The organism is Spirillospora sp. NPDC052269, from assembly GCF_040679435.1.
GTDB lineage: Bacteria > Actinomycetota > Actinomycetes > Streptosporangiales > Streptosporangiaceae > Spirillospora.
Genome location: NZ_JBFAUU010000010.1, coordinates 41,813 through 57,106 on the forward strand (window position 1 = coordinate 41,813; position 15,294 = coordinate 57,106).

10 protein-coding genes are annotated in these 15,294 nt (G+C 73.4%); 1 reads left to right on the forward strand and 9 read right to left on the reverse strand.

Translation table 11 applies throughout. The features are described 5' to 3' along the window. Window position 1: 1 nt before the first annotated feature. From AB0L06_RS22100 to AB0L06_RS22115, 4 genes are all read right to left on the reverse strand, one after another. Window positions 2–415, reverse strand: coding sequence for an OB-fold nucleic acid binding domain-containing protein (locus AB0L06_RS22100; protein ID WP_500232945.1), 414 nt, complete (start codon window positions 413–415; stop codon window positions 2–4). A gap of 72 nt (window positions 416–487) precedes the next feature. After that, window positions 488–2,563 (reverse strand): APC family permease, encoded by a 2,076-nt coding sequence (locus AB0L06_RS22105; RefSeq protein WP_500232946.1) that lies wholly within the window; start codon window positions 2,561–2,563, stop codon window positions 488–490. 108 nt (window positions 2,564–2,671) lie between these two features. Next, a complete protein-coding gene (locus AB0L06_RS22110; protein ID WP_500232947.1) occupies window positions 2,672–3,346 on the reverse strand; it encodes a response regulator in 675 nt (224 codons plus the stop codon). After that, window positions 3,343–6,036, reverse strand: coding sequence for a sensor histidine kinase (locus AB0L06_RS22115; protein ID WP_500232948.1), 2,694 nt, complete (start codon window positions 6,034–6,036; stop codon window positions 3,343–3,345). Before AB0L06_RS22115 ends, AB0L06_RS22110 begins: the two co-directional genes overlap by 4 nt. Window positions 6,037–6,306: 270 nt before the next feature. Between AB0L06_RS22115 and AB0L06_RS22120 the strand changes: the two genes are divergently transcribed. Continuing rightward, on the forward strand, window positions 6,307–7,452 hold the full coding sequence (locus AB0L06_RS22120) for a L,D-transpeptidase (RefSeq protein ID WP_500232949.1): 1,146 nt from the start codon (window positions 6,307–6,309) through the stop codon (window positions 7,450–7,452). 12 nt (window positions 7,453–7,464) lie between these two features. On the opposite strand, the gene AB0L06_RS22125 is transcribed toward AB0L06_RS22120, so the two are convergent. The 5 genes from AB0L06_RS22125 to AB0L06_RS22145 all read right to left on the reverse strand — a co-directional run bounded on the left by AB0L06_RS22125 (window position 7,465) and on the right by AB0L06_RS22145 (window position 15,286). Beyond that, window positions 7,465–9,441 (reverse strand): APC family permease, encoded by a 1,977-nt coding sequence (locus tag AB0L06_RS22125; protein ID WP_500232950.1) that lies wholly within the window; start codon window positions 9,439–9,441, stop codon window positions 7,465–7,467. Window positions 9,442–9,610: 169 nt separating this feature from the next. Further along, a complete protein-coding gene (locus AB0L06_RS22130; RefSeq protein WP_500232951.1) occupies window positions 9,611–9,946 on the reverse strand; it encodes an SdpI family protein in 336 nt (111 codons plus the stop codon). Window positions 9,947–9,966: 20 nt separating this feature from the next. Beyond that, window positions 9,967–11,790 carry an APC family permease gene (locus AB0L06_RS22135; protein ID WP_500232952.1) on the reverse strand — a complete coding sequence of 608 codons (1,824 nt, stop codon included), beginning with the start codon at window positions 11,788–11,790 and terminating at the stop codon, window positions 9,967–9,969. 152 nt (window positions 11,791–11,942) lie between these two features. Next, on the reverse strand, window positions 11,943–12,620 hold the full coding sequence (locus tag AB0L06_RS22140) for a response regulator (protein ID WP_500232953.1): 678 nt from the start codon (window positions 12,618–12,620) through the stop codon (window positions 11,943–11,945). After that, complete coding sequence (locus tag AB0L06_RS22145; RefSeq protein WP_500232954.1) at window positions 12,617–15,286, reverse strand: ATP-binding protein; 2,670 nt, start codon at window positions 15,284–15,286, stop codon at window positions 12,617–12,619. The genes AB0L06_RS22140 and AB0L06_RS22145 overlap by 4 nt, the downstream gene beginning before the upstream one ends. Window positions 15,287–15,294 lie beyond the last annotated feature (8 nt).

Below are 15,294 nucleotides of genomic sequence, written 5' to 3' on the forward strand. Positions count from 1 at the left end.
GTCACGCGCCCCGCAGTTCGTAGCGGGGGTTGAACATCACCTTGCGGCCGTCCTGGAGGCTGACCAGCCCCTCGGCGCGCAGGCGCCGGCCGGGGTCGATCCCGGCGATCTTGCGCCGGCCCAGCCAGACCAGATTGACAACGTCGGTGCCGTCATAGAGCTCGGCCTCCAGGGCCGGGGCTCCGCCTCGGGGTCGCAGTGTCACGGTCCGTAGCGTACCGGCCACGCAGGCGCGCTGCCGGGCCGAGCACTCGTGGATGGGGGTCGCCCCCTCCTCACCGGTCGACCGCTGGAGCTCCTCGGCCTCCAGCTCCTCCTTGCTCGAGGCCATGCGCCGCAGGAATCGCCGCAGGCCACTGGGCCGGGCCCCGCCCCCGGCGGTGGAGGTGGTCGTACCGGCCGCTCGCTCGTCCATGATTCGAAGCCTAAGGCATCCGGTCGGCGAAAGAACCGGCCCAGGAACGCTGATACGGCACCGTCACCCCCATCATCCCCCGGACCCGGACGACACGGTCTCGCCCGAGCCGGACGCCGCGGCCCCGCCTGGGCCGGACGGGTCGGTTCCCGCGGCGCCGGGCGGTTCGGTCCCCCCGGAGCCGGACGGATCGGCTCCCGCGGAGCCGGGCGGGTCGGGCTCGGGTTCGGTGCGCGCGGAGCCCAGCTGCCACGGGACGCTGATGACCATGACGCCCGGCCGGAACAGCAGCCGGGCCTTGAGCCGCAGGGCGCTCTGGTTGTGCAGCAGCTGCTCCCACCAGCGCCCGACGACGTACTCGGGGATGAAGATCGCCACGACGTCGCGCGGGGACCGGCGGCGCAGCCGCGCCACGTGGTCCAGGACGGGCCCGGTGATGTCCCGGTACGGCGAGTCCAGGACGACCAGCGGGACGGGGATGTCGCGTTCGGCCCATTCGGCGCGCAGGGTGTCCACCTCGGCGTCGGACGTCTTGACCGTGACCGCGGTCAGCGTGGACGGCCGGGACGCGCGCGCGAACGCCAGGGCCCGCAGCGCCGGGGTGTGCAGCCGGGAGACCAGCACGACGGCGTGGATGCGGCTGGGGAGCGCCACGGCGTCGTCCCCGGGGGTCAGCTCGACGGCGACGCGCTCGTAGTGCCGGTGGATGGCCTTCATCATCCAGAAGACCACCGGCATCGCGATCACCACGATCCAGGCGCCGTGGGTGAACTTGGTGACGAGCACCACCACCAGGACGAGTCCGGTGAGCATCGCGCCGAACGCGTTGATCACGCGGGCGCGGCGGACGTGCCCGCGCCGTCCGGGCGGGCAGAGGCGCAGCTCACGCGTCCAGTGGCGGACCATGCCCACCTGGGACAGCGTGAACGACACGAACACGCCGATGATGTACAGCTGGATCAGCCGGGTGGTGCTGGCGTCGAAGGCCCAGATCAGCAGCCCCGCGAGCAGCGCGAGGATGACGACGCCGTTGCTGAAGACGAGCCGGTCGCCGCGCCGGGAGAACTGCCGGGGCAGGAAGCCGTCCGCGCCGAGGATGGACCCGAGGATCGGGAACCCGTTGAAGGCGGTGTTGGCGGCCAGCACCAGGATCGCCGCGGTGAACCCGGCGACCAGGAAGAACAGCAGGGTGTGGTCGCCGCCGGACACGGCCGCCGCGACCTGCGTGATCACGGTCTTCTGCTCGTATCCGGCGGGCGCGCCGACCAGCCGGGACGGGTCGTCGGTGATGTGCACCCTGCTGAGGAAGGCGAGCAGGGAGATCCCGGCGAGCATCACGATGGTCAGGACGCCCATGATCGCGAGGGTCGCGGCGGCGTTCCGGCTCTTCGGCCGCCTGAAGTTCGGGACGCCGTTCGACACCGCCTCGACGCCGGTCAGCGCGGTGCAGCCCTGCGAGAACGCGCGCAGGACGAGCGCGACCGCGAGCAGCCCGGTCGAACCGTGCTGCGCGTGGATGCCGAACGGGGCGGACTCGGCGCGCAGGGTCCCGCCGAACGCGATCCGCAGCGCGCCCCAGAGGATCATGAAGTAGACGACCGCGACGAAACCGTAGGTCGGGACCGCGAAGACCGTCCCGGACTCCTTGACGCCGCGCAGGTTCATCAGCGCGAGGACGGCGACCAGCGCGAGCGAGATCGGCACCGCGTACGGGACCAGCGCCGGGAACGCCGAGGTCACGTTGGCGACGCCCGCCGCGACCGACACCGCGACGGTCAGCACGTAGTCGACCAGCAGCGCGCTGGCGGCGGCGAGCGAGGCGTTCACGCCGAGGTTCGCGCGGCTCACCGCGTACGCGCCGCCGCCCCCGGGGTAGGCGTGGCAGGTCTGCCGGTACGACAGCACGACGACCGCGAGCAGGACGATGACCGCGAGCGCCACCCAGGGCGCGAGGTGCAGCAGCGCGACCCCGCCCAGCCCGAGCCCGAGCAGGATCTCCTCGGTGGCGTAGGCGTTGGACGACAGGGGGTCGCTGCAGAAGACCGGCAGCGCGAGCTTCTTCGGCAGCAGCGTCTCACCGAGTTGTTCGGTGCGCAGCGGACGGCCGACGAGGAGGCGCTTGGGCGCCCTGGACAGGGGGATTCGCACACCAGAACGCTTCCGCGTAAAACGGGCCATTCCGGACGCGCTAACGCCGTCTTGACGCGGCCCCGATCCGTCTTAACGCGTTCTTAGCGACCCGTGGGGCCGTCGGGCTCACGCCTCGAAGCGGTAGCCGATGCCGGGGGCGGTGATCAGGTGCCTGGGGTGGGACGGGTCGTCCTCCAGCTTGCGGCGCAGCTGGGCCATGTAGACGCGCAGGTAGTTGGTCTCCTTCGCGTACGACGGGCCCCACACCTCCTGGAGGAGCTGCTGCTGGCTGACGAGCCGCCCGGCGTTGCGGACGAGCAGCTCCAGGATGTGCCACTCGGTCGGGGTGAGCCGGACGTCCGCGCCGTTCCGCTCGACCCGCTTGGCGGCGAGGTCCACGCTGAACGCGTCGGTCCGGACGACGGCGGCCTCCTCGACCGGCGCGGAGCGGCGGACGGCGGCGCGCAGCCGGGCCAGCAGCTCGGCCATCCCGAACGGCTTGGTGACATAGTCGTCGGCCCCGACGTCCAGGGCCTCCACCTTGTCGTCGGACTCCTGGCGGGCCGACAGCACGATGATCGGGACGCTCAGCCAGCCGCGCAGGCCGCGGATCACCTCCGTGCCGTCCATGTCGGGCAGGCCGAGATCGAGCAGGATCACGTCCGGGTGGCGGCGCGCGGCGAGGTCGAGCGCGGTCCGGCCATCCGGCGCGGCGTCCACCTCGTAGCCGCGCGCCTTCAGGTTGATCCGCAGCGCGCGCACGATCTGCGGCTCGTCGTCCACGACGAGAACGCGTGTCACGTCCTGTCCTCTCGCTCGTCCCGCCCGTTCGGGTTCTGGCCGTCTTGTTCGGGCGGGTTCCGACCATCTTGGCCGGTCGGGTTCCGGCCCTCGTGATCGTCCCAGGACCGGGTGGGGTCCTCGCGGACGCCCGGCGGGGCGGCCGGGGGGCCGCCCGGGGCGATGGGCAGGCCGAAGACCATGGTGAGGCCGCCGCCGGGGGTGTCCTCGGGGGTGAGGGCGCCGTCCATCGCGGCGACGAAGCCGCGCGCGACGGCGAGGCCGAGCCCGACGCCGTCGCCCTTCGGCGCGTCCCCGAGCCGCTGGAACGGCGCGAACATCCGCTCCTTCACCGCGCTCGGGACGCCGGGGCCGCGGTCGACGACGCGCAGCTCGACCCGGTCCGGCTCGCGGCCGAAGCGCAGCTCCCCCGCCGTGACCAGGACGGGCTCGGTGCTGTGCCGGACGGCGTTCTCGACCACGTTGGCGAGGGCCCGCTCCAGCAGCCCCGCGTCGGCGGCGATCGGCGGCAGCGTCTCCGGCACGTCGATCCGGACGCGGTCCTCCGGGACGTTCAGCAGGGCGCGCGGGAGCACCTCGTCCAGCGCGACCGGGCGGATCAGCGGGGTGACCACGCCGGTCTGGAGGCGGCTCATGTCCAGCAGGTTGCCGATCAGGCCGTCCAGCCGGTCGGCGGACTCCTCCACCGACGCCAGCAGCTCGGCCTCGTCGTCGGGGTCCCACTGGACGTCGGTGGCGCGCAGGCTGCTGACCCCGGCCTTGATCGACGCGAGCGGGGTGCGCAGGTCGTGCGAGACGGCGGCGAGCAGCGCGGTGCGGATCTTGTCGCCCTCCTCCAGCCGCCGCGCGCGGGCCGCCTCGTCGGCCATCCGCCGCCACGCGAGGACGGCCCCGGCCTGCGAGGCGAACGCCGACAGCACCCGCCGGTCGGACGCGGGCAGCACCCGCCCGGACAGCGCGAGCACCGTCTCCGCGCCCTCCTCGCCGCCGAACGCGCCGCCGTCCGCACCCCCGACCTCGGCGGTCACCTCCGCGTCGTCGGGATCGGCGGCCGGGTCGGCGCCGACCGCGCCGCGCGTCCGCCAGCCGTCGCCGGTGTGCTCCAGCAGCGCGACCGCCCGCACCCCGAACGTCTCGCGGACGCGGTCCAGGAGCGCGGGCAGCGCGTTCTCGCCGCGCAGGACGGAGGTCGCGAGCAGGCTCAGCGTCTCGGCCTCCGCGCCGCTGCGCGCGGCCTGCCGGGTGCGGCGGGCGGCGAGGTCGACCACCGACGAGACCGCCACCGCGACGGCGACGAACACCAGCAGGCCGAGCGCGTTGCGCGGCTCGGCGATGGTCAGGGTGTGCAGCGGCGGCGTGAAGTACCAGTTCACGGCCAGGAACCCGAGGACCGCCGCGAGGATCGCGGGCCACAGCCCGCCGGCCAGCGCGACCAGGACGGTCAGCGCCAGGAACAGCATCAGGTCGGTGGTCAGGCCCGGCCGGTCGCCGGCGTCCAGGACGGCGATCAGGGCGGGCGGGCCGAGCAGCGCCATGACCCATCCGGCGACGCGGCGGCGGACGCTGAGCGGGCTGCCCGCGAGGCTGACCAGCCCGCGGCCCTTCCCGACGTGCTCGTGCGTGACCAGGTGGACGTCGATCTCGGACGACTCGCGCGCGACCGTCGCGCCCACGCCCGGCCCGAACACGAACTGCCAGCCCCGGCGGCGGCTCGACCCGAGGACGAGCTGCGTCGCGTTCACGCCCCGGGTGAACTCCAGCAGCGCCTTGGCCGGGTCGTCGCCGAGGACCTGGTGGTAGCTGCCGCCGAGGCCCTCCACCAGCGCGCGCTGCCGGTCCAGGTCCCGGGCGGACCCGCCGGACGCCAGCCCGTCCGCGCGGGCCACGTGGACGGCGAGCAGGTCGGCGCGTCCGGCGCGGGTGGCGATCCGGGCGGCGCGGCGGACCAGGGTGTCGCCCTCCGGGCCGCCGGTCAGGCCGACCACGATCCGCTCGCGCGCCTCCCACGGCTCGGTGATGCCGTGCTGGCCGCGGTAGCGCTCGAGCGCCTCGTCCACCTTGTCGGCCAGCCACAGCAGGGCCAGCTCGCGCAGCGCGGTCAGGTTGCCCGGACGGAAGTAGTTGGCGAGCGCGGCGTCGATCTTCTCCGGCGCGTACACGTTGCCGTGCGCCATCCGGCGGCGCAGCGCCTCGGGGGTCATGTCGATCAGCTCGACCTGGGCGGCGCGGCGCACCACCGCGTCCGGGACGGTCTCCCGCTGCCGGGCCCCGGTGATCCGCTCCACGACGTCGTTCATCGACTCCAGGTGCTGGATGTTCACCGTGGAGATGACGTCGATCCCGGCGTCCAGGATCTCCTCGACGTCGCGCCAGCGCTTGGCGTTCCGCGAGCCCGGGACGTTGGTGTGGGCCAGCTCGTCCACCAGGACGACCTCGGGACGGCGCGCTATGACGGCGTCGACGTCGAGTTCGGTGAAGTCGCTGCCGCGATAGGTCAGCGTGCGGCGCGGCACGACCTCCAGATCGCCGATCTGCTCGGCGGTGCGCGCGCGTCCGTGGCTCTCCACGAAGCCGACGACCACGTCGGAGCCGCGCGCGGCGCGGCGACGGGCCTCGCCGAGCATCGCGTACGTCTTGCCGACTCCGGGCGCCGCACCGAGGTAGATGCGGAGCTCGCCCCGCGTCCCCATGATGGCCTCCCCCAGGCGAAATCTACCAAAGAGGTGTCCCGCGCTCTGGTTCGGCCGGGATGTGCCGCGGCGTGCCCGACCTGCGGACGAGGGACGCGGGAGAAGCGGAGAGGGCCGTCCGCCGGGTCGCGCGGCGTCGTCATCCAATCGAGACGTGGGACTTCGGCCGCCCGCGGCGTCCCGATTCCGATCAACCCCTAGTTTGCCGAGGGTCATCGCTTTCGGTGACCTGATGATCACCGATGGTCCTCACACCGTCCCGAGGTACGCATGCTGCACCGTGTCCTGGCCGTCCCGGGCCTGGCCGTCCCGCCGTGGAAGGCCGCCGCGCTCGCCCTCCTCGTGCCCGCGCTCACCGGGTGCGGCGACGCGTCCGGCGGGCTCGCCCGCGCCGACGCGATCGCCACGCCCGCCGCCGCCCCCACCGACGACGGCTCCACCCCGTCCCCGCCCAGCCTGAAGGAGATGCGCGCCCGGACGTTCCGGATCTCGGCCGTGACGCCGCGCGAGGACGAGGTGGTCGGGATCGGGATGCCGATCATCGTGACGTTCAGCCGCCCGGTGTCGTCCCGCGAGGACGTCGAGCGCGCCCTCATGGTGCGGATGTCGCAGCCCGTTCCCGGCGGCTGGTACTGGGTGTCGTCGCGGCAGGCCGTGTACCGGCCGCGCCACTACTGGCCGAGCGGCGAGCGGATCACGCTGGACGCGCGGCTGAAGGACGTCCAGGACAACGGGGTGCCGGGCGCGAAGAACGTGACGCGCGGCTTCCGCGTAGGACGGGCCCGGATCAGTGTCGTCAACACCCGCACCCACCGCATGCGCGTGAAGGAGAACGGCCGGGTGGTGCGGATCATGCCGATCAGCGCCGGACGCGGCGGGAAGCCCGCCTACACCACGACCAACGGCGTCCACCTGGTCATGGGCAAGAGCGATCCGGTGGTCATGACGTCCGAGTGGATGGGCGTGACCGACCCCGGCGACCCGCGCTACTACAAGCTCAAGGTGCGGTACGCGGTGCAGATCTCGGCGAGCGGCGAGTACATCCACTCCGCGCCCTGGTCCGTCGGCTCGCAGGGCAGGGCGAACGTCAGCCACGGCTGCGTCAACGCGGGCCCGGCGGCTGCGGCCTGGTTCTACAACCGGTCGCAGCGCGGCGACGTCGTCATCGTCACGGGGACGAACCGTCCCCTGGCCTGGACGAACGGGTACGGATACTGGCAGATGCCCTGGACGCGCTGGAAGACCGGTTCGGCCGTCCGGCCGGAGCCCCGCCCGGTGCAGCCCCGCCCGGTGCAGCCCCAGCCGGTGGAGCCCGGGGCGGTGGAGCCTCGGCCGGTGGAACCCCGGGCAGTGGAGCCGCAGGCGGTAGAGCCTCGGCCGGCGGGGAACCAGGGCGCCAGAAAGTCGCACCGCTAGGAGACCGAGCCGCTAGGAGACGTGGACGCGGGGGCGGCGGGACGGGTCCGGGTCGGCGCGGCGCAGCACCTCGCGGGTCACCGGGGCGACCTCGCCGGCCCCGAAGACCAGGAACTTCAGCAGCTCGCTGAGCGGGGGCCCCTCGGTCCAGTCGAAGTAGACGTTCGGCGGGACGCCGGTCCGCTCGCGCAGCGCCACCAGGACGGCGGCGATCGTGTTCGGGACGACCGGGCCGGTGACCCGGAGCACCCGGTAGTCGTGCAGCACCTCGCCCTGCACGTCCAGATCCGCCCCGAAGTCGGACGAGTCGGACAACGTGACCTCGAGGAACAGGATGTGCTGCTCGTCCGGCATCGGGATGTCGTCGCGCTGCGCGCACTCCTTGAGCGCGTACTCCTCGCGGTCGCGGGCCTGCGGCTCGTTGGCGATGATCCGCAGCGGGCCGAACGCGGCGGCGGCGTCCACCAGGCGCCCGGCCTCCCGGTCCAGCGTGACCGTCCCGGTGCGCAGCTCGAACGCGCGGTGCACCCGCGAGGCGAACGAGGTGACGAGGATGCCCGCGATGAACAGCGACGCGATCTTGATGCCGTCCGGCCGCTCCACCACGTTGGCGGACAGGGTGTAGACGAACACGGCCGTGATCAGCCCGAACCCGGCGGACGCGCGGTGGCGTCCGCGGTGCCAGGTCGCGACGCACGAGGCGAACGCGGCCGACAGCATCAGCACCAGCACGCCGGTCGCGTACGCGCCGCCCTGCTTGTCCACGTTCGCGTCGAACAGCCAGGTCACCAGGAAGGCGATGGCCATGAAGAGCAGGGTCAGCGGCCGGACGGCGCCCGCCCACTCCGGCGCCATGCCGTACCGGGGCAGGTAGCGCGGGACGAGGTTGAGCAGCCCGGCCATCGCGGACGCGCCCGCGAACCACAGGATCGCGATCGTGGACACGTCGTAGACCGTCCCGAAGGCCCCGCCCAGGTACTCGTGCGCGATGTAGGCGAGCGCGCGGCCGTTGGCCTGGCCGCCCGCCTTGAACGCGTCCGCCGGGATCAGGACGGTCGTGGCGAAGCTGGACAGGATGAGGAAGCCGCTCATGATCAGCGCGGCCGTGGTGAGCAGCTTGCGGGTCTCCCGGATGCGTCCGGCCGGCCTGGCGTAGGTGTCCGACCCGTCCCCGCGGATCTGCGGCATCACCGCGACGCCGGTCTCGAACCCGGACATGCCGAGCGCCAGCTTCGGGAACACCAGCAGCGCGACGCCGACCATGGCGAACGGCGAGGAGTGCGCGGCGCGCGCCGCGTCCCACCAGTCGCCGACCCGCACCGGGTGCGTCAGGACGTGCCCGATCGCCGTCGCCACCACGACCAGGTTGAGCCCGAGGTAGACCACGACCAGCACGACCGCGATGCCGATCGCCTCGCGGAACCCCTTGAGGAACACCCCGCCGAGCGCGGCCAGCAGCACCAGCGTGATCCACATGCTCTGGCCGTGCAGCGCGGACGGGGCGAGCGGGTTGGCGACGAAGTGCGCCGAGGCGTCCGCGGCGGACAGCGTCATGGTGATCATGAAGTCGGTGCAGGCGAAGCCGAGCAGCACCAGCACCAGGAGCTTCCCCGCCCACCAGGGCAGCAGCCGCTCCAGCATGGCGATCGAGCCCGAGCCGTGCGGGGACTCGGCCGCCACCCGCCGGTACACCGGCAGCGCGCCGAACAGGGTCAGCGCGACCAGCACGATCGTCGCCATCGGGGACAGCAGCCCGGCGGCGAGCGCGGCGATACCGGGCTGGTAGCCGAGCGTGGAGAAGTAGTCGACGCCGGTCAGGCACATGACCCGCCACCATCTGTGGCCCTTGTCCTCCTTCGGGAGCTTCCCGTGCGGGCCCGGGTGGACGCCGCTGCGGTCGGTCAGGCCCTCCAGCAGCCAGGCGCGCCAGCGCGACAGCAGCACGGCTCCGCTTCCGGCCCCACCGCCCCCGACGTCCGTCCCGGCCATCGCCGCCTCCGTAACCCGTTCGGTAACGGGGACTTTTCCATCGGGCGGGCCCCTTACGCGCGCCCGGCGCGACCGATCGGGGCGGGATGCCGGGCGCGGGTGAACCAATCGGGACGAACGTGTCAGGACGAGCGGTCCAGCGAGCGCCCCCGGCGGCGTGCGGCTTCGGTCAGCGCACGCGGTCGCGGTAGGCCGTGTGTCCGATGTAGACGGCGACCAGGGTCAGCAGGACGCAGAGGGCCACGCTCACGAGCGTCGCCGTCATCCGCACCGTGTTCGACCCCGCGGTCGCCGTGACGACGCCGCCGATCAGCAGCGCCAGGCCGGCCGCGGTGATCCACGGCCCGCCCGCGTCGTGCACGATGGCCCACGCTTCGTCGCTGGACATGGACGTGCGGGTGCGGATGCCCACGAAGGCGTTGCGGCGCAGCCGTCCGGACGCCGCGGCCAGGCCGCTGACCAGCACCGCGAGTCCGGCGACGGCCAGCACGATTCCCTCGATCACGATTCTTCCTCCTCCGGGGGTCAGTGGACGGGCTGCGGGTTGCGGCGGTCCTGCGCGGGCAGCGGGGCCACGCGGAACCTCATGCGGCAGATGACGCTGTCGGTGTCGCGGCGCAGCGCGTGGGCGAGGACCGCGCCGCGCTGGTTCTGGAGGACGCGCTCCCAGACATGCTCGGGCTCGACCTCGGGGATCAGGACGAACACCTGCTTCCCGCGGACGCCGCGGACGTACTCGACGATCGGCTCGACGAGACGGCGCCGCGCGTCGGAGATCACCACGAGCTCCACGTCCGGGTTCCAGCGCTCCCACTCCTCCACGAAACGGACACGGTCCCCCTCCTCGTCCGGGTGGACGACGCGGACCGCGACCACCCGGTCGCCCAGGCTGAGGGCGGCGGCGAGGGCCTGCCGGGTGAGCGTGCTGACCCCGCCGACCGGCACGACGACCAGGGCCCGTCCCGGCCGCGGCGGCGACGGGACGTGCCCGAGGCCGAGCCGCTCGCCGATCCGGTCGTAGGCGTGGTGGACGCGCTCCATGACCAGCACGAGCACCGGGAGCATGAGCAGGATGAGCCAGCCGCCCTCCAGGAACTTGGTGGCGGTGACGATCACGGCGGCGACGCCGGTGAGCAGCGCGCCGAACCCGTTCAGGGCGAGCCGGCCCTGCCAGCCGCGCGGACGGTCCGTCCACCAGTGCCGCACCATCCCGGCCTGGGACAGGGTGAACCCGACGAAGACCCCGATCGCGAACAGCGGGACGAGCGTGTTCATGTCGCCGCCCGCCGCGACGAGCAGCGCGGCCGAGGTGAGCGCGAGGAAGCCGATGCCGTACCGGTGCACCTGCCGCCGCGCGCGCAGCGCGAACAGGTGCGGCAGGTTGTTGTCGGACGCGAGCAGCCGGGCGAGGACGGGCAGCCCGCCGAACGAGGTGTTCGCGGCGAGCGCCAGCAGCACCACGGTCGCGGACTGCACCACGTAGAACATCACGCCGTGCCCGAGGGACGCCTCGGTGACCTGGGACAGCACCGTCACGCCCGGGACCGGCCGGATGGAGAACCGTTCGATGAGCACGGCGATGCCGATCAGCATGACCGCGAGCAGGCCGCCCAACGCGACCTCGGCGTGCTGGGCGCGCCGCACGCGCGGCCTCTTGAACGACGGGACGGCGTTGGCGATCGCCTCGACGCCGGTCAGCGCGGCGCAGCCGTTCGCGAACGCCTTGAGCAGCAGCAGGACGCCGACCGTCTTCAGGCCGTCCGCCTGCGCCTGGACGGCGTGCTCGGACACCACCGCGTGGTCGCGGAGGAGCCCGGCGGCGACCACGGCCAGGATCGCGCCGACGTAGACGACCGTCGGCGCGACGAACAGCCGGGCGCTGTCGGCGATGCCCCGGTAGTTGATCGCGGTGATCAGCGCCAGCACACCGAGGCAGAGCCACAGCGTGTAGGGCAGCAGTTCCGGGACGGCCGAGGTCAGCGCCGCCACCCCGGCCGCGACCGACACGGCGACGTTCAGCACGTAGTCCACGACGAGCGACGCGGCGGCGACCAGCGACGACCGGCGTCCGAGGTACCGCTTGGCGACCCCGTACGCGCCGCCGCCCTCGGGGAAGGTCGCGATCACCTGGCGGTAGGACACCGTCAGGACCGCCAGCAGCCCGGCGATGGTGAGCGTCACCGGGAGGGTGAACCCCATCCCCGCTCCCCCGGCCAGGGCCAGGACCAGGACGATCGCCTCCGGGCCGTACGCCACCGACGCCATCGCGTCCAGCGACAGGGCGGCCAGGCCGCCGACCACTCCGAGCCGGTGCCGTTCCTCGGCGCCGTCACCCACGAGCTCCACCACGCACTCTCCTTACCGGCACCATTTGCCGGTTCCATGCCGATCGTGCACCTTGTGGGGGCTTTGTGAGGCGGGTCTTAACGCGTTCCGAACGGCCCGCGCCGCGGTCCTGACACGTCCTTCACAGGAGGCGGAGGCGCGGCCCGGTCGAGGCCTCAGGGCTCGAAGCGGTAGCCCATGCCCGGTTCGGTGATCAGGTGGCGCGGGCGGGACGGGTCGTCCTCGAGCTTGCGGCGCAGGGACGCCAGGTAGACGCGCAGGTAGTGGGTCTCCTTGACGTGGGCCGGACCCCACACCTCGGTGAGCAGCTGCCGCTGCGGGATGAGCTTGCCGGGGTTCCTGACCAGCAGCTCCAGGATCCCCCACTCGGTCGGTGTGAGGTGCGTCCGCGACTCGTCGCCAGCCGTGACGGTCTTGCGGGCCAGGTCGACCGTGTGGCGGCCCAGCCGGACGGACGGATGGTCCTCGTCGAGCGGCGCGCGGCGGGTGATGGCGCGGATGCGGGCGAGCAGCTCGTCCACGCCGAACGGCTTGGTGACGTAGTCGTCGGCGCCCGCGTCGAGCGCGTCGACCTTGTCCTTGGACCCGGCGCGTCCGGACAGCACGATGATCGGGACGCGGCTCCAGCCGCGCAGCCCCCGGATCACCTCCACGCCGTCCAGGTCGGGCAGGCCGAGATCGAGGATGACCAGGTCGGGATGCCAGTCGGCGGCGCGGGTGAGCGCCTGCCCGCCACCGGTCGCCACGGTCACCTCGTAGTGCCTGGCGCGCAGGTTGAGCCGGAGCGTCGCCAGGATCTGCGGTGAGTCGTCCACCACAAGGACGCGCGTCATCGTTGTCCCCGTTCGTTCGATGATTCCCTGTCGTCCTCGCGGCGGTGCCGGAAGGCGGCCACGCGGTCGAGCATGAGCGGGTCCGCGGTGGCCGGGTCGGTGGCCGGGGAGGGGACGGCCGAGGGGGTGGTGCTCGCCCGCGCGGTGGGCAGGGTGAGGACCATGGTGAGGCCGCCGCCGGGGGTCTCCTCGATGGTGATCGAGCCGTCCATCGCCTCGGCCAGGCCGCGGGAGAGCGCGAGGCCGAGCCCGACGCCGGTGTGGTTGTCGCGGTCGCCGAGCCGCTGGAACGGCTCGAAGACGCGGTCGCGCTCCCCGGCCGGGATGCCGGGGCCCCGGTCGATCACGCGCAGTTCGAGCCGGTCCGCGAGCGCGCTGGCGGTGACCAGCACGTTCGCGCCCGCCGGGCTGTGCCGGACGGCGTTGGAGACCAGGTTGACCAGCACCCGCTCCAGCAGCGCCGGGTCGGCGAGCATCTCGGGCAGCCCGGCCGGGACGCGGATGTCGACCGGCGCGTCGCCGAGGTCGTCCAGGGCGCGCGCGACGGCGTCCTCGGCGGCGACCGGGACCGGCGCCATGCCGAGCGACCCGGCCTGGAGGCGGCTCATGTCGAGCAGGTTCACCACCAGGCGGTCCAGGCGGTCCAGCGACTCGGCGGCGGTCGCGGCCAGCTCGTCCTGGTCCTCGATCGACCAGGTCACGTCCGGGCTGCGGAGCGACTCGACGGCCGCCTTCGCCGAGGCGAGGGGGGTGCGCAGGTCGTGGCTGACCGCGTTGAGCAGCGCCGTCCGCATCCGGTCGGCGGCCTCCAGCGGCCGGACCTGCTCGGCGGCCTCGGCGAGCCGCCGCTGCCGCAGCGCGACCGCCGCCTGCGCCGCGAACGCCTCCACGATCCGGCGGTCCTCGGCGGGCAGCGTCCGGCCCCGCAGCACCAGCGCGAGCGCCCCGTCGTCCAGCAGCACGTCCGCCTCGCCCTCGTCGGGCGTGGTGCACGGCGCGCCGCCGGTGGTCGCCACGATCGTCCAGCTGGACGGGTCGCGGTTGTCGTCCGGACCGTCCTGCGCGGTGCGTTCCAGCAGCGTCACGGCGCTGAGCCCGTACGTCTCGCGCAGCCGTTCCAGGATCGCGGCGAGCGGACGGTCGTCCCCGCCGCGCAGGATGTCGCCCGCGAGCGTGGACAGCACCTCGGCGTCCGCGCGGGCCGCGGCGGCCTCGCGGCCCCGGCGCGCGGTGACGTCCACGACGGTCGACACGGTCAGCCCGACGATCACGTACACCACCAGCTGAAGGATGTTCTCCGGCTCGTTGATGGTGAACTCGTAGACGGGCGGTGTGAAGTAGTAGTTCAGCAACAGCGACCCGCCGACCGCCGCGAACAGCGCGGGCCAGAACCCGCCGAACAGCGCGACGCCGACGACCGCCGCCTGGAACAGCAGGATGTCGCTGGCGAGCGAGAACTCCGAGCGCGTCCGGTCCAGGACGAACGTGAGCAGCGGGAACAGGACGGCGGTGAGCGCGAACCCGGCCCGCCGCCGCTCCCGCGGGACGCCCCACGTGGTGCGCAGCGCCTTCCAGCGGCGGCCCTGGTTGGCCTCCTCGTGCGTGACCAGGTGGACGTCGATCGGCCCGGACTGCGCGGTCGTGGTGACGCCGACGCCGCGCGAGAACAGCTGCGCGGCGCGCCCGCGCCGGGACGCGCCGAGCACCAGCTGCGTCGCGTTCACCCCGCGCGCGAAGTCGAGCAGCGCGTCCGGGACGTTCGAGCCGACGACCTGGTGGTAGCTTCCGCCGAGGCTCTCCACCAGGGTGCGCTGGCGGGCGAGCGTGGCGGGATCGGCGTCGGTGAGGCCGTCGCTGCGCGCGACGTGCACGGCCAGCAGGTCCGAGCCCTTGGTCCGCGCGGCGATCCGCGCGGCCCGGCGGATCAGGGTGTCGCCCTCCGGGCCGCCGGTGAGGGCCACCACCACGCGCTCCCGGGCCTCCCACGTCCGCCGGATCTCGTGGTCGGCCCGGTACCGGTCGAGCTGGTCGTCCACCTTGTCTGCGAGCCAGAGCAGCGCCAGCTCGCGCAGCGCGGTCAGGTTCCCGATCCGGAAGTAGTTGCCGAGCGCCGCGTCGATCTTCTCGGGCGCGTAGACGTTGCCGTGCGCCATCCGGCGGCGCAGCGCGTCCGGCGTCATGTCGACCAGTTCGACCTGGTCGGCGCGGCGGACCACCTCGTCCGGCACGGTCTCCCGCTGCGGGACGCCGGTGATCCGCTCGACCACGTCGTTGACCGAGTCCAGGTGCTGGACGTTCACGGTGGAGACGACGTCGATCCCGGCGTCCAGGATCGCCCGGACGTCCTGCCAGCGCTTGGCGCGCGCCGAGCCCGGCACGTTGGTGTGCGCCAGCTCGTCCACCAGCGCGAGCTTCGGGCGGCGGGCGATGACCGCGTCGACGTCGAGCTCGGTGAAGGTCGTGCCCCGGTACTCCATGCTCTTGCGGGGCACGACCTCCAGTCCCTCGAGGAGCTCCGCGGTGCGGGGCCTGCCGTGCGTCTCGACGTATCCCACGACCACGTCCGTGCCGCGTTCCAGCCGGCGTCGCCCCTCCGACAGCATCGCGAACGTCTTCCCGACGCCCGGCGCCGCCCCCAGGTAGACGCGCAGTCGACCCCGCCCCATCGAACCTC